We start from the raw sequence: 21,759 nt of genomic DNA, 5'->3' as shown, positions 1-21,759 counted from the left end.
GCAAAATGGAGAAACAATGCGTGGCGCCGTGTTCGGAGTAGCCATTCTCTGGGTCGTGATCGCACTGGCCCTGTTTGCGCGCGTTTCGTTCGCCTCAGTCGGGGCCAATGTGCTGGCAGTGTTTATCGCCATGACCGTCGGCATCTTTCTGGCGCTTGCCTGGTCACGGCGTATCCCGCACCGCTCTTTGGTGGTTCTCGCAACGCTTGCCCTGTCGGGCATATACCTGTTCGGACTGTTGGTCCTCGGCTGGGGTCTGGCGCTTGACCCCTGGGTCAAACCGGACTTGGAAGTGCGCCAAAATGGCATGGCTTGTCGGGCGGTTTATTTTGGGGAATGGAGTGAGGTAAGGGTGTTCAAGACGTACCCTTTGGGGCTTGAATATTTACAGTCCGATTACCTTATCGATGGTTCGCCCAATCACATCAGTTGCGAGTCGGGTTGAACGAACGGCGGCCGGACGCTCGAAAACGAACTATCTAAGGTCCGCTTCCGACCCAGAGCGGACGTCTCGAAAATCCGAAAACTGAGTCAGTCGAGCGACGAATTTACTTCAGGGGTGGCAATGGTCTGTTTCCTGCTGGCTGATCACAAGTGGGTGCTTGGCAGTTTCCTTCTGGCCGTTTCTACGGCCGCATTGGCATGCTCCTATCCTGAACCACCGTTGTTCCGTACGTCGCTGGAACGCGCGACATCCGTGTTTGTGTTCCGACTTGAGTCAGCGAGAGTCAGCCGCATTTCTCTCGCGGGTGGCACGCATAGCGAGGGCATCGTTGGAAGCATTCGTGTAACGGACGTCCTCAAGGGAAAGAGGCCAACGTTCGCTCAAATTGCCTTCACCACAGAAATGTGCGGCGGAATACGCCTTGATGTCGGTCACGATTTCGTTGTTGCTACGAGCCAGAGTGGTCGGACCATAAACCTCGCCCCGGAAGATAGGTCCGTTCTTGACGTGACCATCGATGGAAGCGTTGTGCCGGCGCTGCGTAGGTACGTGGCGGGTCAACCGCTTCCAGACCAATTTCCGGCGCAAGAGACGATCAATTACTCGTCTGTTGTTCCACCGCTTCCCTTGATCGCACCCATGAAATAGGGCAAACACTGAAGTGCGAGCACTCTGCATCTTTCGAATGTCCGCTATCGACTGCGGATTCAGCCGGTCGTTGCAACACCCATAGACTGCGTCAGCAGGAGGCGTGTTGCTAATGACCCAACGACCCCAAAACCTCACCCGGGGTCGTACTTGTTTCAGTGATCACGCGATGGCGGTTTCATGGCTCGCGCGAATCGGGACGAGGGTGGGAGCATAGTCGCCGGGCTCATCGCCGTGCTCGACACCGGTGATGATGCCGGTGGCGAGCCAGTCGGCGAGCAGGGCGCCGGCTCTGGCGATTCCCGCGTCCTCGCCCAGGTGCTCGACCAGGTCATCACACAGTGAGGTGAAACGGTCGTCGTCACGCAGGGACAGAAGTGCCGCGTGTTCGACGATATCGACATGTTTCAGGTGGCAGGTGAATCCGCGACGCCACACGATGAGTCCACTGGGTGCCTCGAGCATTTCGCTTTCCGGCGGGGTCTCGTCATGCTGGAAGGCGGTCCATATCGCCTCGGCATTAGTCGTTGCAGCGTGCTGGCGCAAACTGGGGCTGAGGCGTAGGCGCGCGGTATCCCAATCGACGTTCGCCAGTTCATCGCTCGGCATGGGCTCTGCGTCGTCAGCGACGAACGCCTCCGACAACGACCACTCGATCCAGGCCAATTCCTGAATGTCCGGGTTGTGCGGAAACATCGCCTGCAAGGTATCGCCGAAATCAGCACCGTATGCGTCAAGCGTCCAGGCGTGCGGTGGATGGGCATCGATATGGCTGATGGCGGCCTGGAGAAAAACGTCTTCGCCAAGCCATGTACGCAGCTGCGGATAGCTCACCTGGAGGCAGCCGACCAGTTGGGCGCGATAGTTGTTCTGATAAACCGCCAGTCCCGGTGTCGCCTTGTTATCGAGGTGACGCGGGAGCGCGCCAGATGACGAGACCAGCCATTGGCGGAAGTCCCGCTGCAGTTCGGCGAGTTTCATGCAGCCTCCGACATGCTGCGGTTGTGTTGGCCAATGTCGCGTGCAATGTCCAATTCATCGAGCAATTCAGAGAGCGGCGGAATGGCGTCATCGCGCTCGATCATGGTTGCCACCGGCCCGAGCATTGACGTCGCTTCGGCGTACAGCGACCAGACGTCGGCACAAACCGGGTGGTCGTGGGTGTCGATGAGTAGCTCAGGACCTTCCGTGTGTCCCGCCAGGTGGATCTGGCGGACGCGATCAGCGGGTATGCCACGAAGGAAGGCGTGCGCATCCATGCCGTGATTGCGAGAGCTGACATACACGTTGTTGACGTCCAGCAGCAGGCCGCATCCCGTGCGGCGTGTCATTTCGGCGAGGAACTCCCACTCGCGCATGGCATGCGGCACGAAACTCACGTAGCTCGAAGGATTTTCGAACAGCATCGGCCGGCCAAGCGCGTCCTGTGCCACGTCGATGTTGCGACAGACGATATCCAGCGCTTCCTCGGTATAGGGCAGCGGTAGGAGATCGTGCGAGTTGAAACGGTCGATGCGCGACCAGCTGAGGTGGTCCGATACAAACAGCGGATCGATGTCGTCCACCAGCGTGCGCAAACGACGCAGGTAATCCCGGCGCAACCCGTCCGCCGATCCAATGGACATCGACACGCCGTGCAGCGCGACAGGGTGCCGCTCACGCACGCGGTGAAGGATGTGCAGCGGCTGGCCACCGTCAACCATGAAGTTCTCCGAGATCACCTCCACAAAGTCGACGGGTACGTCGGTTTCGAGGAAGTCGCGGTAGTGCTCACGGCGCAAACCGAGCCCGTAACCTGCGAAGGTGGGTAACGACATCACAGTGCTCCTGAAGGGGACGGGCGGGAGCTGGACCCGCATCATGCGGGTCCAGCAGTGCGATCACTTCTGCTCGGTCAGCGTGCCGCCGGCGGCAGCGCACTCGCTGGGGGTCTTCACGACGACGCCCTGGCCCTTGCAGTCGTTCAGGCCCTTGCAGTCGTGCTTGGCGGTGGCGCAGAGACTTTCGCCCTTGCAGGAATTGACGCCGTAGCAGCGGGTCACTTCTTCCTTCTGGACTCCGTGGTCGGCTGCCTGCACTGGCGCATGGAACGAGGCGAGTGCGATAGCGACGGCGGCGGCTGCGGCGGCGAAGCCGCTGCGGGACTTGGTTGCGATGGTGGTCGTGGCGATGGTGGTCATAGTGTTACTCCTGGAATTTGGTCCGGCGGACCGTGGGGTTCGGTGTGGTGTTACTTCAGGCTCTTCGCTGCGTCTTCGATGACTTGCGCCACCTTTTCCGGTTGCGACATGTAGACGAGGTGGCTGCCCTTGATCTCGGTGACCTTGGAGCCGGCACGCTCGTACATCGAGCGCTGAAGCTCGGGGCTGTACACGCGGTCTTCGGTCGCAACCACGGCCCAGCTGGGCTTGTTGCGCCATGCAGCTACCTCGGAGACGGTGCGCAGCGCGCCAACCGTTGCTGGCACCTGCGAAACGGCCATGAAGTCAGTGCGGTTCTTGGTCAGGTCGGCACCAAAATCGGCGCCAAACTTCTTCTCGTTGATGTAGATGTAACCGTCCCAGGAGGCCTGGTAATCGTCACTCGGCTCGGTCACGGAATTGACGAGGATGGACGTGCTTTCGCCAACGGTCGGTGCCACTGCGGCTACGTAAACCAGCCCCTTGACCTTGTCGCGGTTGCCGGCCTGGCTGATCACGGCGCCGCCGTAGTCACTGCCGACCAGCAGAGTCGGGCCGTCTTCCTTGCGCAGCTGCCTGTAGACCACCTCGGCGTCGTTGGCCAGCGTGTCGATGCGGGGCTGCACGACGTTCACGGTGTAGCCCTTGTGGATCAGGATGTCGTGCACGACGTGCCAGCCAGAAGCATCGACGAAGGCACCGGGGACGATGATGATGTTCTTGACGCCGGTGGGTGCCGCATCTGCCGCGTGCGCCAGACCGCTGGCTGCCATGAGGGCAATGGTGAGGCTCAATAATTTGCGCATGGTGTGTTCACTGAGGTGAGGGGAGTTGGAGCGGGAAAGCGGTCAGACGCGTTGTTCGCGACTGCGGTGCAAGACGTGGTCTAACGACCACTTGCCACCACCACGGGCGATGATCGGCAGAAGCAAACCCGCCCAGGTCAGGTGCGTCGGCCAAGCGTCCGGATAGACGAAGATCTCGATCACCGTCGTCATGCCAAACAGTGCGAGCGCGGACACCCGGGAGAACAAACCCAGTGCCAGCAACACCGGGAAGAAGTGTTCCGCGCCCGTGGCCAGACGTGCCGCCCATTCCGGCGAAAGCAGCGGCAGGTGGTACTCCGATGCGAACAGGTCGTAGGTCGAAGGCTTGATCGTCAAAATGCCTTCGACCTTCGTGCGACCGGACAGGAAGAACACCGAAGCGATACCCCACCGGGCGACCAACAGCAGCAAGGCTTCCGGTAAAACCCGCGACCACCGCGACAGGAACGTCGAACGCTCCTCGCGCGGTCGCGTCGCGGAAACGGCAACCAGCTGTGTCGTGGAAATCACGATTTGGATTCCAGGGAGCCGTAGCCCTTGGGAGTCTTGATCGTGGTGCAGGTCCCTTTGTCGACGAGCACCCAGGCATTGCCCTGGTAGTCGACTTTCGAGGTGCCGGCGCAGCTCGTGCCGGGGCCGGCAGCGCAATCGTTCTTGCCTGCCTGCGCGACGCCGAAGCACTTTTCCATAGGCTTCCTGGCTCCGTCCGCATGGACACTGGAGGCGAGCGCGGCCAGGCTGAAAGCAAAGGTGGCGGCGAGGGTCGAGTACTTGCGATTCATGGAAGTCTCCTTGGGGATAGGAAGGCGGCAGTCGCGGGGTGTCAGACCAGAGTGAAGGTGACGTCGATGTTTCCGCGCGTCGCCTTGGAGTAAGGACAGGTCTGGTGGCCGGCATCGATCAGGGCCTGAGCGACCTTGCGGTCAAGGCCGGGCAGCGACACGGCGAGACGGGCCTGAAGAAAGTAACCGTCCTCACCGTTACCAAGATCGATCTCTGTTGACACGGCAGCATCGGAGGGGAAGTCAACCTTGAGCGCCTGGGCAGCATGGTTCATGGCGCCGATGAAGCAGGCAGACCAGCCCGCACCAAACAGTTGTTCCGGATTGGTGCCGGGGAGGGCAGAACCGGGCCGTGAAAGCTTCACGTGGAGGCGGTCATCGCTGCTGCGCGATTCGCCGTCACGACCGCCCGTCGTGTGGGTCTTGCCGGTATAGAGGATGGTGCCGTTCTGAGACATGGTTGGTTTCCTGATTGAGATGAGGGGCGGCAGGGCATGGCGCGAAGGCTGTGGCCGGCCGGTGTGCATAGGAAACCGCTCCCGCGTATCCCCGATGTGTCGCGCGGGGCGCCAAAAAGCATCGAAATGTGTAGTGATGGCCGGGCGATACATTCCGATACAAACCCGTGCCTGAGGGGCCGTGCATCGACAGGCGCCACTTGTACAAAGCGATACAAAAAGGCGGGAAAGAGGACACGCCCGGGACAACTGCCGCGCGTTAAATACGCTCATTCCCCGCGCGCACCTGGCGCTGCCCTGCTCAGATACGGAGTCCAAACCTCATGATTTCCCTACGCCTCGTGGTCGCCACCGTGGCCTTGTGTGTTGCGCTTGTCGCCGCGTGGCCTGGCGGCTGGACGGACGTCAGCGCCGAAGAATCGCCTTCCACAGCGCTTGCCCCGGACATCACGGGTGCCAGCAACTGGCTCAACTCGCCGCCGCTTTCGCTGGAGAAACTCCGCGGGAAGGTGGTGCTCGTTGAGTTCTGGGCCCGCGAATGCATCAATTGCGTGCACGTGCTGCCGCATACCAAGGCCTTGTACGACACGTACAACAAGGACGGCCTGGTCGTCGTCGGGGTCCATACGCCCGAATACGACGAAGAGCGCAGCCTGGCGGAGCTGAAAACCGCCATCCGTGAATTTGGCATCACCTGGCCGGTGGCGGTAGATAACGACTACCGAATCTGGAACGCTTACAACAATCGCTTCTGGCCGGCCATCTACTTGATCGACCGGGACGGCCACGTGGTTTATCGTCACTTCGGCGAGGGAAACTACGATGTCACGGAGCAGCGCATCCGCCAGCTCCTGGGCAAGGCGTGAAACACTTCGAACGTGAAGTAAGCATTGAATCGGAGGCCAACATGGAACACATCGACCACATCCTCGTCGTCGATGACGATCACGGCATCCGTACGGGTATCGTGGATTACCTGCGCAAGAACGGCCTGCGCGCGAGCGCTGCCAGCGAAGGTCGCGACATGTTCGCCCAGCTCGAGACGTCGGCATTCGATCTGATCGTGCTCGATATCATGATGCCCGGTGATGATGGCCTCGTGCTGTGCCGCAACCTGCGTGGCGGCAAATACCGCAACGTGCCGATCGTTCTGCTCACTGCACGCGACGATGAAACCGACCGCATTATTGGCCTGGAGATGGGCGCGGACGACTATGTCGTCAAACCGTTCTCGGCGCGAGAGCTGCTCGCTCGCATCAAGGCTGTCATACGCCGCACCCGGATGCTGCCACCCAACCTGCGTGTCACCGAGGCCAGCGACACCATCTCGTTCGGTCGCTGGCGTCTGGATACCACGGCGCGACATCTTCTGGACGAGGAAGGCACGGTCGTTTCACTCAGTGGCGCCGAGTTTCGGTTGCTGCGGGTTTTCCTCGACCATCCCCAGCGCATCCTGTCGCGCGATCAACTGCTCAACCTGACCCAGGGCCGGGATGCGGAGTTGTTCGACCGTTCCATCGACTTGCTGGTGAGCCGCTTGCGCCAGCGCCTGCTCGACGACGCGAAGGATCAGACTTACATCAAGACCGTGCGCAGTGAGGGTTATGTGTTCACCATGCCGGTGACCGTGCACGGTGAAGGATCATGAGCGCGACCGCATCACCGATGGAGTGGCGCTGGCTGCCGCGAAGCATGGCCTCGCGCCTTTACCTGATCATTTTCGCCGGGCTGATGCTGGCGCAAGGGCTCTCTTTCGGGTTGTCATACGTGGAGCGCTACCAGAGCGCGACGAACGTGATGCTCAACACGCTTGAGCACGACGTGGGTACATCGGTTGCCGTGCTGGACCGGTTGCCTGCCGCGGAGCGACCCGCGTGGCTGGGCCGCTTGGAGCGCGATAATTACCACTACATTCTAGGTGGTGGTCAACCGGGCACCGCGTTGATCTCTGACCGTTCGCGCGCCGTGATGCGCATGATCGCCCGAGAAGTGGGGCCCGACTTTGGCGTGCATGGCGAGACGACATCCGTGCAACCCGAGCGCTTTCAGGTTCACTTCACGCTGCACGACGGCTCCCCGCTCACGCTGGAGATCACGCCGCGCATGAAACCCGTGGCAAGCTGGCTGCCATTCGTTCTTGTTTTGCAGGTGAGCCTGTTGCTCTTGTGCACATGGCTCGCCGTGCGGCTGGCGACGCGGCCACTAACGACGCTGGCCAGGGCCGCCGAAGCGATGACGCCGGCGGCCGATGGCCCGCGAATGGCGCAGGACGGCCCCACCGAAGTGGCACATGCAGCAACCGCCTTCAATGCCATGCAAGACCGTATAGGCCGCCATCTCAAGGAACGGCTGCATATCCTCGCCTCCATCTCTCACGACTTGCAGACACCGATCACTCGCATGCGTCTGCGCGTGGAGGCGCTGGAGGAATCTGCCGAGCAGCAGAAGATCCTCGACGATCTGCGCGAGATGGAGCATTTGGTTCGCGAAGGCGTGGCCTACGCGCGCAGCGCCCACGGCGGATCGGAAGCACCGGTGCGCGTAGACCTTGCAGCGTTCCTGGAAAGTCTCGCTTTCGACTACCAGGACGTGGGGCAGGCGGTGACGCTTTCCAGCAACATCAGCGGCACCGCCGTGGTTCGTCCGCAAGCGTTGCGGCGAGTGCTTGGCAACCTGATAGACAACGCTATCAAGTACGGCGGCTCGGCGGAAATTGGCATGAAACTGGGTGCACGCAACGCCTTGTGCATCACCGTATCCGATCGCGGCCCGGGCATTCCGGGTGAGGAGCTTGAACAGGTGCTGCAGCCGTTCTATCGACTGGAAGCGTCACGCAATCGCGACACCGGAGGCGCGGGTCTCGGGCTCGCCATCGCATCGCAGTTGGCCAGCTCGATTGGTGGAAGCCTGAACCTGGCCAACCGCGACGGCGGTGGTCTGACGGCGACCATCACGCTGCCATAAAGGAAACGGAGCGGGCGCCGGGATATCAGCCGTTTCGCTGTGCGAATCGCGCCGCCGAATGGAGGCTAGGGCAACCCCGGGCGCGGCGTCATTGCGCTGCGCCCGGACTCGCCATCAGATTTCAAGCCACCGCTTTCCGCCTAACGCCGTAACGAGGCGCCGGTTGCGCATGCGACAGGTTCGGAGCGAGCTTGCGTCGTGCGCTCTCGAAGTCAGCCCAGTCGGCTGCTTCGGGAAGCGCTGGGATGGTAACGAGTTCACCCTGATCCAGCCCTGCGAGTGATGCATCCACCATGTCTTGCGTGGTCATCACGATGTGCGAAGGCAAGTGCTCGATCGCCACACCTGCGACACCCCAAAAATCGGTAGCCGTCGCACCGGGAAGCACGGCCTGGACACGCACACCTTTATCCGCCAGCTCGTGATGCAGCGATTGGCTGAACGCAAGTACGAAAGCCTTCGAGCCGCCATAAACGCCATTGAGTACTTCTGGCGCGATCGCCACGATCGAGGCGATATTGATGATGGTGCCACCGCCGCGAGCGACAAAACCCGGTGCCGCAGCATACGTAAGTCGGGTCAGCGCCGTGACGTTGAGCGAGATCATCTCGTCCATCTTGTCGATGTCCGATTGCAGGAGCGGCGCAGCGCCACCAAAGCCCGCGTTATTGATTAATGTCGTGATGCTCTGGTCCGTGCGCAGCAGGTTCTCGACGCTTGCGAGATCGGCTTTGTTATTCAGGTCGGCCGGGAATACCTGGATAGACCGGCCGGTGGCATCAGTCAGGGTTCGTGCGAGTTGATCCATGCGTTCGCGATTGCGCGCGACAAGTATCAGGTCATAGCCGCGGTGCGCGAGGCGCTCGGCGTACACAGCGCCGATGCCGGAGGATGCCCCGGTGATCAGGGCGGTGCCCTTGTGAAGGGTGGTCATGGTGATGACTCCGTGATCGCCGACGGTATGTCAGCGTCTGCGGAATAGTTGTACGCTTGGGCGGACGTGTCTTAAATGTCACATATGCAACGTTTTAGGCCATTCCCCGGGAGGCCGCCATGCAGCGTATCGGTTTTGTGGTTTTTCCTGGCTTTCAGGTGATGAGCCTGGCGGCTGCCTCGGTCTTTGAATTTGCCAACATCACCCTCGGCAAGGCTGCCTATGAGGTTGGTTATTTCTCCGAGGAGGGCGGCCTGATCGTCAGCTCCATCGGCATGGCGGTTCAGACCAAGGCATTTTCGCGGCCAAAGTTCGACACCCTGCTGGTGTGCGGTGGCACAGGCATTCCGGAGTCGACACCGGGCTTGCTGGGTTTTGTGCGCAAGGCACCACGCTCATCACGCCGTGTAGCAGCGATTTGCACGGGCGCCTTCGTTCTTGCCGAGGCGGGCATGCTCGATGGCCGGCGAGCGACCACGCACTGGTTGTTTGCGCGCGAACTGCAGCAGCGATTTTCCAAGGTGAAGATCGAGGAAGACCGCATCTTCGTCATCGATGGTCCGATCTGGACGTCCGCCGGTATGAGCGCAGGCATCGATCTCGCGTTGGCCATGCTGGAGAAAGATCACGGCGTCGACGTAGCGCGGAGTGTTGCCCAGCTATTGGTGGTGTATCACCGCCGCTCTGGCGGGCAATCGCAATTCTCCGCCCTGTTGGAGCTGGAGCCGAAGTCGGACCGTATACAGAGCGCGTTGTCATATGCGAAAAGCCATCTGCAATCACCACTCTCCGTTGAAGAACTGGCGGCAGCGGCGAATCTCAGCCCGCGCCAGTTCAGTCGCACATTTCGCGCCGAAACCGGCCAGTCGCCCGCAAAGGCCGTCGAGCGCCTGCGCGTCGAGGCAGCCCGTTTGATGATGGAACAAAGCCGTCACCCGATCGATGTCGTGGCAAGGGAAACAGGTTTTGCCGATCGCGAGCGCATGCGGCGCGCGTTCCTGCGTGCCTTCGGGCAGCCACCGCAAACCATTCGACGCCAAGCGTCCGTGGCCGCATACAACTAAGTCTTCCGATTCATGCGGTGGAACTGCTAAACGCCAACGAAGTGCACAGCAAAAGGCAACCTCACTGCGCACGGACGCCAGCTGGATTTCACGCGTTCGCCAACGACCTTGCTCGCGTGTACCGATCGGTACGACCACGCCAAGTTACACAACGGGCGTCGACGGTTGATGGCCCTGTTTGAGCTTGCGCACGGACTCCCCCTTCAAAGTCAGCTTTACGAGTGCCATGGATCAGCCGGTCCAGGATCGCGTCGGCCATTCGAGCGGGTGCGCGGGCGATTGCCGCGCCTTGAATGCCACAGCGCGTACTTATGGACGTAGTGCCTTTACCCGGGGCTTTCAGTCACGCTTGCGTGCCGCGGTAATGACTGCGATCACGCTTGCTCATTTAACCACCTCAACCAGCGGCTTTCCTTTTTCGACGACATACGTCGCAAGCTCTGACCCATTGTCGTGACCGACATTCTTCGCGCTGTGCACGACTCCGGCGGGAACGAACAGCACATCGCCAGCCTTGAGTGTCACGGGTGGCTTACCCTCGAGTTGATACTCCAGCGAACCCGCAAGGACGTAGATGATCTCTTCACCGGGATGCTTGTGCCGTGGGGCGACCATGCCCGGGTCGATGTCGACGCGCGCCTGGATAGTCTCCCATCCAGGCATGCTGAGGTCGTGCCGTTGAAGATCGGTGCGATGGACGCCTGACTGCTGCGCGTGTGCCACGTGAAGTACCATCGCGCTTGCGATCGTCAGTACTGCCGTGGTCGCCATTGTCGATGCTTTCATGTGGTTATCCTCGGTAGCGCGCTTGTGAAAAATTTCCTGCATGCGATGCAGACGGGCTATGCGGCATTTCAGAAGCTGTCGACATCGACGATGGCTTTCACAAAGGCTGCTGGCGCTTCCTGTGGCAGGTTGTGACCGATGCCACCATCGATAATTCGATGCGCATACTTGCCGGAGAATTTCTTGGCGTAAGCGGTACTGTCGGGATGCGGTGCTCCGTTGGCGTCTCCCTCCAAAGTGATGGAGGGCACGCTGATAACGGGGCCTTCCGCCAGCCGCTTTTCCAACGCGTCGTATGTCGGCTCGCCTTCGACCAGCGCCAGACGCCACCGGTAATTGTGGATGACGACGGCGACGTGATCGGGATTGTCCAAGGCGCGCGCTGAGCGATCGAACGTGGCATCGTCAAACGTCCACTTTGGCGAAGCGATCTGCCAGATAAGTTTCGCGAAATCGTGCCGGTATTTGTCATAGCCGACTCGGCCACGCTCCGTCGCGAAGTAGTACTGGTACCACCACTGGAGCTCTGCCTTTGGCGGCAGCGGGTTTTTCCCGGCCTCCTGGTTGCCGATCAGATAACCGCTGACGGAAACCATGGCCTTGCAGCGCTCCGGCCACAGCGCAGCGATGATATTTGCGGTTCGCGCGCCCCAGTCAAAACCACCGATGACGGCACTTTTGATCTTCAGTGCATCCATGAGCGCGATGACGTCAACCGCAACAACGGACTGTTGGCCATTTCGAACCGTTTCGCTCGAAATGAAGCGGGTCGTTCCGTAGCCGCGAAGATAGGGAACGATTACCCGATAGCCTTTCGATGCCAAAGCGGGGGCAACTTCGGCGAAGCTGTGAATGTCATAGGGCCAGCCGTGCAGGAGAACGACCACCGGCCTATTCGCCGCGCCCATCTCGACATATCCGACATCAAGAAGGCCGGCGTTGATCTGCTTGATCGGACCCAATGAGGCGCCAGCACCCGAATCCGGCGCAGACGACGCCACGGACAATTCTGCATGACCCTCAAAAATTGCCGCAGTCGTCGCCGTCAATGGAGCGGCCGCCATGGTGGCCGCCGCCATGGCGAGAAATTTACGTCGCTGTGGATCGGTTTCGATAGGCATGGCTTCATTCCTTATTTGAGAGTGCTTGCGCGGAGCCGAGGTATGTACTGCGGACTTCTTGCGATGGTTGAGAAGCGGCTCGAACCTTGCGTCGCATCGTCAGATAAAGAACCGGAAGGAAACGTGCAGGGCGATGACTGGCCAAAAATCGAGGGCCTTTCGGCAGCCATGGCTTGGACCGCTTGGAATTTTCACCGGTACGAAGCCGCTCGATGATTATCACTCGACGATGCGGCGTCCTTGAACCAGAAAAGCGTACGCCTCATCACGGTTTTCGACTATCGGGATAAGCAACTGCACTCATCGTTGATGCAACCGATAATTTTCGACTTGAATCTAGGCTCCAGCTCGACACGATGTAACCAGGAAATGGAACAACATGCGTATCTATACCTCGATATTTTCACGTTCGCGTGACAGGTCGTGGCGCAAAAATCGACGGCATTCACTACTGCGGCTTTCCCCTCAGGTCTGTAGCGAAAGGTGCGGCGCGTGCGGAGTGAAGTGCACTGAGCGAACCCGAAGCAGTCGAGAGAGAAGGAGCTTGCCTGCGGATCTTCGTATGCCTAAGCATGCGGTCTTCTCAGCAAAGTTCATGGGTTCCTGTCGACGAAATCGATGAATCCGACTTCTTGGCGTAAGCAAGGCGGCCGGAGTGTTCGCCTGTTGTTGCATGTGGCGCGGTCACTTTCTCGAGCTCAAATTGACGATGCATCCCCACTACCTTGCCACTCGATCATTCAACTTGAGCGGGTGACATGTCGTCTGTGACTTCGAGAATGGCTTCAGGAGGCCTCTCATGAAAATTCTCATGGTCCTGACATCCCACGATACGCTGGGAAATACTGGCAAAAAAACCGGCTTCTGGCTGGAAGAGTTTGCAGCTCCCTATTTCGTTTTTACCGATGCGGGAGCACAAGTGACGGTTGCCTCGCCCAAGGGCGGACAACCACCGATAGATCCGAAAAGCGACGATCCGGATAACCAGACTCCGGCGCAGGATCGATTCAAGGCCGACAAGAAAGCGCAGGATGTGCTGGCTCATACCGTACGCTTAAACACGGTGTCCGCCGATGACTACGACACCGTGTTCTATCCTGGCGGCCATGGTCCCATGTGGGATCTGGCGGAAGATCCAATCTCGATCAAACTGATCGAGAGCTTCTACAACAGTGGCAAGCCCGTCGCCGCTGTTTGCCACGCTCCCGGAGTACTTCATCACGTTCAATACAAGGGCGAGTCCATCGTCAAGGGAAAACGTGTAACAGGGTTTACCAACACAGAGGAGGAGGCGGTGGGCCTGACCAAGGTCGTGCCGTTTCTCGTCGAGGATGAACTCAAGCGTCTCGGAGGAGTTTTTGAAAAGGTAGCCGATTGGCAAAGCTTTGCCATCGTGGATGGACACCTGATCACTGGACAGAACCCAGCATCGTCGGAAGCTACCGCCAAAGCGCTGTTGGGGGTAATGAAATCTGTCGCCTGAGCATCGCATGGGATGTGAAGGATCGCTTGCTGCAATCCCCTATGGGTGGGGTCCGCGATCATATGGATCGACGCCAAAGACATCCATGAACATCGGCTATGGAGCGGCATCTACGTCAAAGAAGCGAAGGGCGGCGAGGACATTTGTGTCGCAGCCGTAAGCGGACGCCACCGCATTGAATCCGGGCGCGTAAGGATGTCTTGCGAACGGCAGGACTCGTACAATCACGTTGCAATGCTGGATTGAGGCAAGCGGAGCCGTGCATCGAATTCGACGGCATTCCGATTTCCTTATCCTGGGCCAAACATGATGAGCAATATACGCAAAGTTGCTGTTGTTACTGGCGCATCCCAGGGCATTGGTGCAGCGCTGGTCGAGGCATTCCGTGATCGCGATTACCGGGTCATCGCCAACTCTCGATCGATCAAGCCATCGAACGATGCCGATGTCCTGGCGATTACGGGCGATATCTCAGATCGGGCTGTCGCGGACCGAATCGTCCGAGACGGTCTGGCGGCGTTCGGTCGCATCGACACCCTGGTCAATAACGCGGGAATCTTCATAGCCAAACCATTCACGGACTATACCGGCGAGGACTACGCAAACATGCTTGCGGTCAATCTGTCCGGATTCTTCCATATCACCCAGGCCGTGGTGGCGGAGATGGTGAAGCAGGGAAGTGGTCACATCGTTAGCATCACCACGTCCCTCGTCGATCACGCGATAGATGGTGTGCCTTCTGTGTTGGCCTCGTTGACCAAGGGTGGCGTCAATGCCGCCACCAAGTCGCTGGCCATCGAGTACGCAAAGCGCGGCATTCGGGTGAACGTCGTATCGCCAGGCATCATCAAAACTCCCATGCATTCTCCCGAGACGTACGGTGGGCTCGCGGGACTGCATCCGATGGGTCGCATGGGTGAGATCAGCGATATTGTCCAAGCGGTCCTTTATCTCGAGTCTGCCGCTTTTGTCACCGGTGAAATCCTTCACGTCGATGGCGGTCAAAGTGCGGGGCACTAACGCGACGCGAGTCATCGCGTTTGTGGCCTAGGAGCTCGATCATGTCTATCGTTACCATTCAACCTACTTGCGAAGGATCTGCTTCAGGCCGCATTTCGGTGTAGTAAAGAGAGGGTCGCGCTGATTAAAGGTGCAAGCAAGTTGTTTCTCAACGCACTGAAGCGAGCGCATATCTTCATCCTCATGTCACGTGGAAGCCGCCAATGCGGGGACATCATGCCGCTTGCCGTTGAAGCGAAGGGATGCCGAGAAGTACTCTTCTAGCGCCTGATCTGTCCTGGTCCTCGCCTCAGCGACCGCCTCCGGGCCAAAGGCCGTTCCTTGGACGGAGAAGAAAGTCAGATCGTGCAACCCGATCATGCCGAGGATGGCTTTTAGATACGGGGTAAGAAAATCTGGCTGACGCGCACCTTCTCCAGAAAATCTCCCGCCTGAAGACACGGCGACGAAGACTGGACGGTCGCGGAGCAAGCCCACTTTACCGTTCCTGCTCACATTGAACGTCCTGCGGACTCGAACGACGTGATCTATCCACGCCTTCAGCGCGGCGGGCACGGTGAAGTTATGCACGGGAGTCGCAATGACAACAACATCTGAACTCTGCAACTCCTGAATGAGTTCGCTGGACTGGGAGGCAGAGCCGTCCTGGGATACATCTGCAGTCGAGTGTTGAGAGATCGCGTAATTTTCGTCCATAGGCAAGATGGCGCCGCCGCCGACCACCCTGTTCACCGCCGCCGCCGTTGGCTCGCTTTTGATCAGGAATGCGACAATTTTTTGAGAGAGCTTGTAACTCTCTGCGGCTTGCCCGCGAGGGCTGCAACTGACATGGAGAATTTTCATCATCTAGCCGGCTAAAGGTGATTGATTGACTAACATCCTATAAACCGCATGACCCGTGTCCAAGGTCCATGAATGGAAACTTGAACTGGTCCATGATGATGGTCGGCCGGGTGCCCCATTGACGCATCTGCGCAAGTAGATGGAGTCGCGCGTTCCCGCAGATGCCTAGTGACGCGATCGCTTCCGGATACTGATGTAAGCGCTGCGGAGGGACCAAAAAATGCGCGTCGCACACATGCAGTTCCAAATGACCGTGGGGCCGTCACTCTGGGTCAGAGTGGTACACTCATTTTCAAATAAACTGCCAAACGTGCTAGGCCATGAGCGTCGCGAAAAGCAGCCAAATTTTGCCATTGGATCCGATGGCGGCTGGGCCCTTCTATCGACAGATTTACGATCGGTTTCGCAGCGCCATTGCCAGCGGATTATTGAAGCCGGGTGACCGCATTCCCTCGGCGCGCGCGCTGACCAAGGAATTAGGTCTGGCAAGAGGAACGATTGAGGCTGCCTATTCTTTGCTTGCCGCTGAGGGATACATTCAGGCCCGCGGCCAGGCGGGAACGATTGTGACGCCGGGTATCAAGCCACGTGCACCCGCCGCAAGCACGAGCACGCGAACCTATAGCGGCGTTGCTCCCGCTGGTTTTCATCCCGATCCGATTCTGCCATTCCAGATGGGTTTGCCTGCCCTGGATGCGTTTCCTCGAAAGATCTGGGCACGCCTTGGCGCGCGATGCGTGCGTGCCATGCAGCCCGCCGACATGGCTTATCCATCGGTATACGGTTTGCAGGCGCTGCGCACCGAGATCGCTGCCTATCTCCATGTGTCGCGCGGGATCAACTGCTCTCCATCCCAGGTTTTCGTGACGTCGGGATACCGTCACACGATGGAGTTGATTGGTCATGCATTGTTGAACGATGGGGATCGCGTTTGGCTCGAAGACCCAGGATACCCGCCCACGCGAAACTTGCTGCGACATATGCATATGACCATCGTCCCGGTGCCAGTCGATCGGGATGGCATGATCATCTCCGATGGAATCAAGCTGGCGCCACGGGCTCGAGCTGCGGTGGTCACGCCTGCACACCAGAGTCCGCTGTGCGTGTCTTTGTCCTTGCCCCGGCGCCTCGCGCTGTTGGACTGGGCAACGCGAACCAACGCATGGGTCATTGAGGACGACTACGACGGTGAGTACCGGTATGTCAGTCGTCCTCTCCCTGCACTAAAGAGTCTGGATCGTGATGGGCGAGTGCTCTACGCGGGAACCTTCAGCAAGGTGCTTCTGCCCAGCATTCGACTTGCCTATGTGGTGGTGCCGGAAGCACAGGTCGAACGCTTTGAGCAGATCAGTCAGGCTTTTGCGGGAGGCAGTCCCCGGCTGACGCAAGCCATCGTCACAGCGTTCATCACGGAAGGACACTTTGCGCGCCATATTCAACGGATGCGCAAGCTATATGCCGAGCGTCGGGAAGCGGCAGTCGCAGGCTTGGAGAGCGTACTTGGGAAACACATGCGAATTGACTCGCAGCCAGGAGGCATGCACGTGATCATGCGGTTGCAAGGCTCATTGTCTGATCGCGAGCTTGTTGCGCGGATGCGAGAAGATGGCATGTACGCGGAAGCGTTGACGGACTGCACACTGGGCGGTGATGGACCAGCGGCCTTGCTTCTCAATTTCACGAATATCGATTCTCAGGGCATGGCCGAGAATCTCGGAAGGCGCATCTTGAAGCTGATTTGACGGGGACCACGGTTCGCGCCGCGTTGAGCAACGACCGGCATTGGTGCCTGGGTTTTAGCGCAGCGATTCTCTCAGTCGGCTGTTCTACGCAGATGGCGAGCATGTGCCTGCTCACAAATTTTTCGGCTGCCGCTCGTATGCGAGCCGGGCTCTGAAATCGGGATGGATCATGGCCTAGCGCTCAAGACGGATCATGGACCTTCTAAGGTGGGCCATGGTGCAGCACGATGGGGTCACTCCATTAGCAAGCACAAGGATTCATCATGATTAGTCGCATCAACTACGCAAAGGCATCTCCCGAGGGTTACAAGGCTTTCGGGGATGTGTACGTTTCCATTCTCAAGAGTGGTCTTCCGCAGGAGTTGGTCAATCTTGTGTATCTGCGGGTTTCCCAGATAAATGGCTGCGCGTATTGCATCGATATGCATTCCCGCGATTTGCTCAAGGCGGGCGTTACGATCGACAAGCTAGTGCTCGTCGCAGTCTGGCGCGATGCGGGCAAACTATTCAGCACCCGCGAGCGCATTGCGCTCTCTTGGGCGGAAACCGTAACGCGCGTCGCTGAAACCGGCGTGCCCGATGCCGACTACGAAGCCGCTGCCGCCGAATTCAGCGATAAGGAACTTGCTGACCTTACCTACGCCATCGGGCTTATGAACGCCTTCAATCGGTTCGGGATTACGTTCCGCACCACGCCTGCCGCTGCAGCCAAAGCTTGAAATGGCGCATATACAAGTAATTCGCGCATAGGCATGTCTGTTCCCTGGTTGTCACTGCTTTATGGAATGGCCGGTTTTGAAGCTTCGCGGATCCACCGTTACATCAGTGGGTGGAGCCGCGCACGGTTTCCTCAGTAAGCCATAGAGTTCCCACCAAACTTCGCCGGGACGAGTCGCCTGGCGAATCAACGAACAGGTCAATTACTTATGGCATGGGCACTACTCAGCATCGCTGGCATCTTCGAAATAGCGTTCGCCTTCGGCATGAAGTGGTCCGAAAGCTTTACGCGATTGATGCCTGCAATTTTTACCGTCGTCACCGGTTTGGCGAGCATCTTCCTTCTTTCATATTCACTCCGCACGCTGCCGGTTGGCACTGCCTACGCGGTCTGGACCGGCATCGGCGCGGCGGGCACAGCGATTCTTGGAATGGTGGTGCTGGGTGATTCTGCCGCACCGATGAGGATGCTCTGCATCGTTCTCATTCTGGCGGGCGTCATTGGGCTCAAGTTGGTTTCGGGTCACTGAGCAGGATTGCAACGAAGGCGGATGACAGCACGGGCACACGATATTCTGCGCGCGCTCGATGCTGGGGTGGATCAGCGCTCGGTAGAATCCCTTGCGCACCTGGAACCAGAAATGCGTATACCTGCTCGCATTGGTTCCGAACAGCTCGGGCATATTGCCGATGGGAGTGGCTACACTCGCGCTGATTATCCAGGTATCCGCGCCCGACCAATGGAAGCCAATCCCGGCGCTATTCATTCGCGCGCTGTTGGGGCCCGGAAAGAAGGTGGACTTGTAAGGCTGCACGCGACCACTGTCCGCGAAGACAGCAAACTGCCAGGCACCGGGAAACAACGCGAAAGTCGTGTCGTGGCGGTACTCGATAGTGGCGAGGTTGCCTTCCGCACCGGCAAGTATGCCCACGTCGTAGCCATGCACACTGTCCGGGCCACCGAGATAGAACTGTTCGGAGATTTGTCTGTGCATCAACGCCAGGCCAGACCAAGGCAGGCGAGAGGATGGACATCAGAAGGGAATGCGGGATTTCCTGAAAGAATGTAGCGAAGTGGAAACTGGTGCATCCGAAAAAAGCACGGGTCGATGACCCCACATTTCTACAGGGATTTCCACTAGTAATATTTTGCTAGCGAATGTCCGCTTGCGACCCGAGGCGGATATCACTTAGGTAGAACTACGGTTGGTGCCCGACAGACTCTGCGGCAAGCTTTCTTCCTACTTGGAGGAAGGCACAATGTTCAAGCGCACTTTCAGCAGGCTCGCCATTTCTGCATCCGTTGCCGTGACATGGCTTGTGGCGATGCCGACGGCCATCGCAGCGACCGGCGTTACGCCAGCAGAGGCAAGATCGATCGCGCGCGACGCCTACGTCTATGGTGTACCGCTGCTTGGCGAGTACAAGACCATGTACGCCTTTTCGATTGCCAAGGACAATCCGCAATACAAGGGGCCGTTCAATGCCATACTGAATATCGCGAGGGTATTCACACCGGAAGACACCGCCTTCGTCACGCCCAATTCCGACACCCCTTATTCCTTCGCAGGGCTGGATCTGCGCGCCGAGCCGATTGTCATTACGATTCCGAAGATCGACAAGGGCCGCTACTTCGTCTTCCAGTTGCTGGATCTCTATACGTTTAACTTTGACTATATTGGCAGTCGAACTACTGGCAACGACGGCGGTAACTACATGATTGCTGGCCCAGACTGGAAGGGCGCTCCGCCGAAGGGCATCACGAAGACGTTTCATGCGGAGACGCAGTTCGTCAGCGTGGTAGGACGTACCCAGTTGTTCAATCCGGGCGACCTCGACAACGTCAAGAGGATTCAGTCGGGCTACAAGGTGCAACCACTCTCCGCGTTCGAGGGAACGCAGCCCCCGCCAGCGGCGCCAGAGGTTTCGTGGATTAAGCCGTTATCCGATGAACAGGAGCGGGACCCGGCCGCGTTCTTCAATGAACTTGGCTTCCTGCTGCAGTTTGCCGAGCCGCCGCATCCAAGCGAAGCGGCCTTGCGCAAACGCTTCGAAAGCATCGGCATCGTATCCGGCAAGCCGTTTGATGCTTCCAATTTTTCACCCGCGTTGCAGGCTGCATTGAAGGAAGGCATGGCCGATGGGCAGAAGCAGATCGACGCACGTCGCGCTGCGCTCGGAGGCAAGACCGACCAGCTGTTCGGTGATCGGGCATTCCTCAAGAATGACTATGTGGCTCGTGCTACAGGCACGCAGGTGGGTATCGGAGCCAACTCGCGCGACGAAGCGCTCTATCCGATCCTGGACAAAGATGCGCAGGGTCAGCCGTTGGATGGCAGCAAGTACAGCTATACGTTGCACTTCGCCAAGGGCAAGCTGCCGCCGGTAAACGCTTTCTGGTCGATTACCATGTATGACCTGCCCGAGCAGCTGCTGGTGAAGAACCCCATCAATCGCTACTTGATCAACTCGCCGATGCTCCCGGGCCTCAAGACCGATGCGGACGGCGGACTAACGATCTACATTCAGGCCGACTCGCCTGGCAAGGACAAGGAAGCGAATTGGCTACCCGCACCGAAGGGGCCATTCGTGGCATTCATGCGCTACTACTGGCCCAAGCAGCAGCTGCTCGATGGTCAATGGACGATGCCGCCGATCGAACGCGCCAAGTAATCCGCACAGCGTTACTGCGAGCATGCACAAAGGGCCGGCAACGCTGGCCCTTTCATTTGGCGACTTCAGCCCGCAATTGCAGACGCCCTGAACGTCACGACGAGTACGTCGCGAAATGCAGGTTTGTCGGCCACTAAAGGCCTTACGGGAGTCACGCCGTGGTAGACGCTAGGGTCGTGGATTAACGCCGCATCCAGTGGGTCGGTGAGTGTGAAATCACCAAGAAGTTGCCCATCTGCCGTATGGATGGTCGTCGTGCCGCTCGCTATGTTTTGGCGATCCACGAGCAGCACAAGAACGTAGTCCACGCCGTCGCGATGACTGCCCTCAGGCGTCGGCTCCCCAGCGGCATCTGCTGTTGCTTCGATGCGAAACTGATGCACTTCGATATGCCAGCGAAGCACCGATGGCGCCATGCTTCCAAAAAGCTCGTGGCAGAACTGAAGGATGGTGTGCAATGTGGCGCCCGTCATAACGGACGGGACGACTGGCTCGAACCAGCGCTCGATATCGCCCTGAAGCGCGTTGTACTTCAAACCTTGAAAGTGCGCCTGATGAGATTCGGGCACCACGGGGCCGGCAGCTTCCGCAGAGAATGTCGCATGGCGCCGCCGGCGAAACCGGCCTTTCGCTGCCAGGTACTGATCGGGCTCCAGGTGGTGCCAACTCTCCACAAAGTCCATCCAGTCCGTTAGCTCCCCAAGCGACGTCAGGAGTGGTCTCATCCTGTTGCCTTCCACGAAGGCGAATCCAGGGGACCTCAGCTGGTCAAGTAATGTCGAAGCGAGCGAGTCAGTGTGGTTGATCATGATTCCAATCATGGGCAGTTAGGGTCATCGAATCCGCAGACTAGACGTCAAGGCCTGCGGTCAGGTTTCTGGCTGATCCAACGGGCCATTGTCCAACAAGCTTTGTGCCGCTGCTCAGTTTGGCTCCAGATGGCTTGTGGGTGATCTCCTGGGCGTACGATCTCCGCTTGGAGGGTAATGGCATCAATTTCGAAAGTGTCCGCTTCCGATTGCTATCTCAACCGATCGATGCGGCACACTATAGTGTCGCTATCCATGCCATG

At 58.9% G+C, this 21,759-nt stretch carries 23 protein-coding genes and 1 pseudogene; 11 read left to right on the top strand and 13 right to left on the bottom strand.

The genetic code is table 11. From position 1 onward, the window contains the following. Positions 1–16: 16 nt before the first annotated feature. A complete protein-coding gene (locus AC3CBN_RS18260; protein ID WP_488634404.1) occupies positions 17–445 on the top strand; it encodes a hypothetical protein in 429 nt (142 codons plus the stop codon). Positions 446–1,255: 810 nt separating this feature from the next. Here the strand turns inward: AC3CBN_RS18260 and AC3CBN_RS18255 are convergent. The 7 genes from AC3CBN_RS18255 to AC3CBN_RS18225 all read right to left on the bottom strand — a co-directional run bounded on the left by AC3CBN_RS18255 (position 1,256) and on the right by AC3CBN_RS18225 (position 5,340). After that, positions 1,256–2,074, bottom strand: coding sequence for an HvfC/BufC family peptide modification chaperone (locus tag AC3CBN_RS18255; RefSeq protein ID WP_488634403.1), 819 nt, complete (start codon positions 2,072–2,074; stop codon positions 1,256–1,258). Then, on the bottom strand, positions 2,071–2,910 hold the full coding sequence (bufB, locus tag AC3CBN_RS18250) for an MNIO family bufferin maturase (protein ID WP_488634402.1): 840 nt from the start codon (positions 2,908–2,910) through the stop codon (positions 2,071–2,073). Before bufB ends, AC3CBN_RS18255 begins: the two co-directional genes overlap by 4 nt. Positions 2,911–2,973: 63 nt before the next feature. Beyond that, positions 2,974–3,273 carry a BufA2 family periplasmic bufferin-type metallophore gene (gene bufA2 / locus AC3CBN_RS18245; RefSeq protein ID WP_488634401.1) on the bottom strand — a complete coding sequence of 100 codons (300 nt, stop codon included), beginning with the start codon at positions 3,271–3,273 and terminating at the stop codon, positions 2,974–2,976. Positions 3,274–3,323: 50 nt separating this feature from the next. Continuing rightward, on the bottom strand, positions 3,324–4,079 hold the full coding sequence (locus AC3CBN_RS18240; RefSeq protein WP_488634400.1) for an alpha/beta hydrolase: 756 nt from the start codon (positions 4,077–4,079) through the stop codon (positions 3,324–3,326). Positions 4,080–4,121: 42 nt separating this feature from the next. Continuing rightward, positions 4,122–4,610: a DoxX family protein gene (locus tag AC3CBN_RS18235; protein ID WP_488634399.1), complete on the bottom strand. Its 489-nt coding sequence runs from the start codon at positions 4,608–4,610 to the stop codon at positions 4,122–4,124. Then, positions 4,607–4,882 (bottom strand): BufA1 family periplasmic bufferin-type metallophore, encoded by a 276-nt coding sequence (locus tag AC3CBN_RS18230; protein WP_488634398.1) that lies wholly within the window; start codon positions 4,880–4,882, stop codon positions 4,607–4,609. The genes AC3CBN_RS18235 and AC3CBN_RS18230 overlap by 4 nt, the downstream gene beginning before the upstream one ends. 41 nt (positions 4,883–4,923) lie before the next feature. After that, positions 4,924–5,340 carry an organic hydroperoxide resistance protein gene (locus AC3CBN_RS18225; RefSeq protein WP_488634397.1) on the bottom strand — a complete coding sequence of 139 codons (417 nt, stop codon included), beginning with the start codon at positions 5,338–5,340 and terminating at the stop codon, positions 4,924–4,926. Positions 5,341–5,663: 323 nt separating this feature from the next. On the opposite strand from AC3CBN_RS18225, the gene AC3CBN_RS18220 reads away from it, so the two are divergent. From AC3CBN_RS18220 to AC3CBN_RS18210, 3 genes are read left to right on the top strand one after another with little or no spacing between them, the layout of a single operon-like run. Beyond that, positions 5,664–6,206 carry a redoxin domain-containing protein gene (locus AC3CBN_RS18220; protein ID WP_488634396.1) on the top strand — a complete coding sequence of 181 codons (543 nt, stop codon included), beginning with the start codon at positions 5,664–5,666 and terminating at the stop codon, positions 6,204–6,206. Between the two features lie 41 nt (positions 6,207–6,247). Then, on the top strand, positions 6,248–6,988 hold the full coding sequence (locus AC3CBN_RS18215; RefSeq protein ID WP_488634395.1) for a response regulator: 741 nt from the start codon (positions 6,248–6,250) through the stop codon (positions 6,986–6,988). Then, positions 6,985–8,304, top strand: a complete 1,320-nt coding sequence (locus AC3CBN_RS18210; RefSeq protein WP_488634394.1) for a sensor histidine kinase — start codon at positions 6,985–6,987, stop codon at positions 8,302–8,304. Before AC3CBN_RS18215 ends, AC3CBN_RS18210 begins: the two co-directional genes overlap by 4 nt. 121 nt (positions 8,305–8,425) lie before the next feature. Here the strand turns inward: AC3CBN_RS18210 and AC3CBN_RS18205 are convergent, their stop codons facing one another. Then, entirely contained in the window at positions 8,426–9,238 is an 813-nt protein-coding gene (locus AC3CBN_RS18205) for an SDR family NAD(P)-dependent oxidoreductase (protein ID WP_488634393.1), read from the bottom strand. Between the two features lie 119 nt (positions 9,239–9,357). Here AC3CBN_RS18205 and AC3CBN_RS18200 point away from each other — a divergent pair, with 119 nt between their 5' ends. Beyond that, the gene (locus AC3CBN_RS18200; protein WP_488634392.1) at positions 9,358–10,302 is read left to right on the top strand and encodes a GlxA family transcriptional regulator; all 945 of its coding nucleotides are present in this window, start codon (positions 9,358–9,360) and stop codon (positions 10,300–10,302) included. 384 nt (positions 10,303–10,686) lie between these two features. Here the strand turns inward: AC3CBN_RS18200 and AC3CBN_RS18195 are convergent, their stop codons facing one another. Together AC3CBN_RS18195 and AC3CBN_RS18190 are read right to left on the bottom strand one after the other, a co-directional pair. Then, positions 10,687–11,088, bottom strand: a complete 402-nt coding sequence (locus AC3CBN_RS18195) for a cupin domain-containing protein (protein WP_488634391.1) — start codon at positions 11,086–11,088, stop codon at positions 10,687–10,689. Positions 11,089–11,156: 68 nt separating this feature from the next. After that, a complete protein-coding gene (locus tag AC3CBN_RS18190; RefSeq protein ID WP_488634390.1) occupies positions 11,157–12,209 on the bottom strand; it encodes an alpha/beta fold hydrolase in 1,053 nt (350 codons plus the stop codon). Between the two features lie 799 nt (positions 12,210–13,008). On the opposite strand from AC3CBN_RS18190, the gene AC3CBN_RS18185 reads away from it, so the two are divergent. Together AC3CBN_RS18185 and AC3CBN_RS18180 are read left to right on the top strand one after the other, a co-directional pair. After that, a complete protein-coding gene (locus tag AC3CBN_RS18185) occupies positions 13,009–13,692 on the top strand; it encodes a type 1 glutamine amidotransferase domain-containing protein (protein ID WP_488634389.1) in 684 nt (227 codons plus the stop codon). Positions 13,693–14,001: 309 nt separating this feature from the next. After that, positions 14,002–14,712, top strand: coding sequence for an SDR family NAD(P)-dependent oxidoreductase (locus tag AC3CBN_RS18180; RefSeq protein ID WP_488634388.1), 711 nt, complete (start codon positions 14,002–14,004; stop codon positions 14,710–14,712). A gap of 186 nt (positions 14,713–14,898) precedes the next feature. Here the strand turns inward: AC3CBN_RS18180 and AC3CBN_RS18175 are convergent, their stop codons facing one another. Then, entirely contained in the window at positions 14,899–15,555 is a 657-nt protein-coding gene (locus AC3CBN_RS18175; protein ID WP_488634387.1) for an FMN-dependent NADH-azoreductase, read from the bottom strand. A gap of 320 nt (positions 15,556–15,875) precedes the next feature. Here AC3CBN_RS18175 and pdxR point away from each other — a divergent pair, with 320 nt between their 5' ends. From pdxR to sugE, 3 genes are all read left to right on the top strand, one after another. Continuing rightward, a complete protein-coding gene (gene pdxR / locus AC3CBN_RS18170) occupies positions 15,876–17,297 on the top strand; it encodes a MocR-like pyridoxine biosynthesis transcription factor PdxR (RefSeq protein WP_488634386.1) in 1,422 nt (473 codons plus the stop codon). Positions 17,298–17,560: 263 nt separating this feature from the next. Next, entirely contained in the window at positions 17,561–18,016 is a 456-nt protein-coding gene (locus AC3CBN_RS18165) for a carboxymuconolactone decarboxylase family protein (RefSeq protein ID WP_488634385.1), read from the top strand. Positions 18,017–18,223: 207 nt separating this feature from the next. Continuing rightward, complete coding sequence (sugE, locus tag AC3CBN_RS18160; protein WP_488634384.1) at positions 18,224–18,544, top strand: quaternary ammonium compound efflux SMR transporter SugE; 321 nt, start codon at positions 18,224–18,226, stop codon at positions 18,542–18,544. A 210-nt stretch (positions 18,545–18,754) separates the two neighbouring features. Here the strand turns inward: sugE and AC3CBN_RS18155 are convergent. Beyond that, positions 18,755–19,009 (bottom strand): annotated as a pseudogene (locus AC3CBN_RS18155) (BamA/TamA family outer membrane protein); the annotation flags it as partial. Between the two features lie 265 nt (positions 19,010–19,274). Between AC3CBN_RS18155 and AC3CBN_RS18150 the strand changes: the two are divergent. After that, positions 19,275–20,687, top strand: coding sequence for a DUF1254 domain-containing protein (locus AC3CBN_RS18150; RefSeq protein ID WP_488634383.1), 1,413 nt, complete (start codon positions 19,275–19,277; stop codon positions 20,685–20,687). Positions 20,688–20,752: 65 nt separating this feature from the next. Here AC3CBN_RS18150 and AC3CBN_RS18145 read toward each other — a convergent pair whose 3' ends face one another. Then, complete coding sequence (locus AC3CBN_RS18145; protein ID WP_488634382.1) at positions 20,753–21,496, bottom strand: 2OG-Fe dioxygenase family protein; 744 nt, start codon at positions 21,494–21,496, stop codon at positions 20,753–20,755. Between the last annotated feature and the right edge of the window lie 263 nt (positions 21,497–21,759).

It is taken from the genome of Dyella sp. OK584, assembly GCF_057787755.1.
The sequence above is the reverse complement of the archived record's forward strand: the minus strand, read 5'-3'. Positions and strand labels throughout refer to the sequence as shown.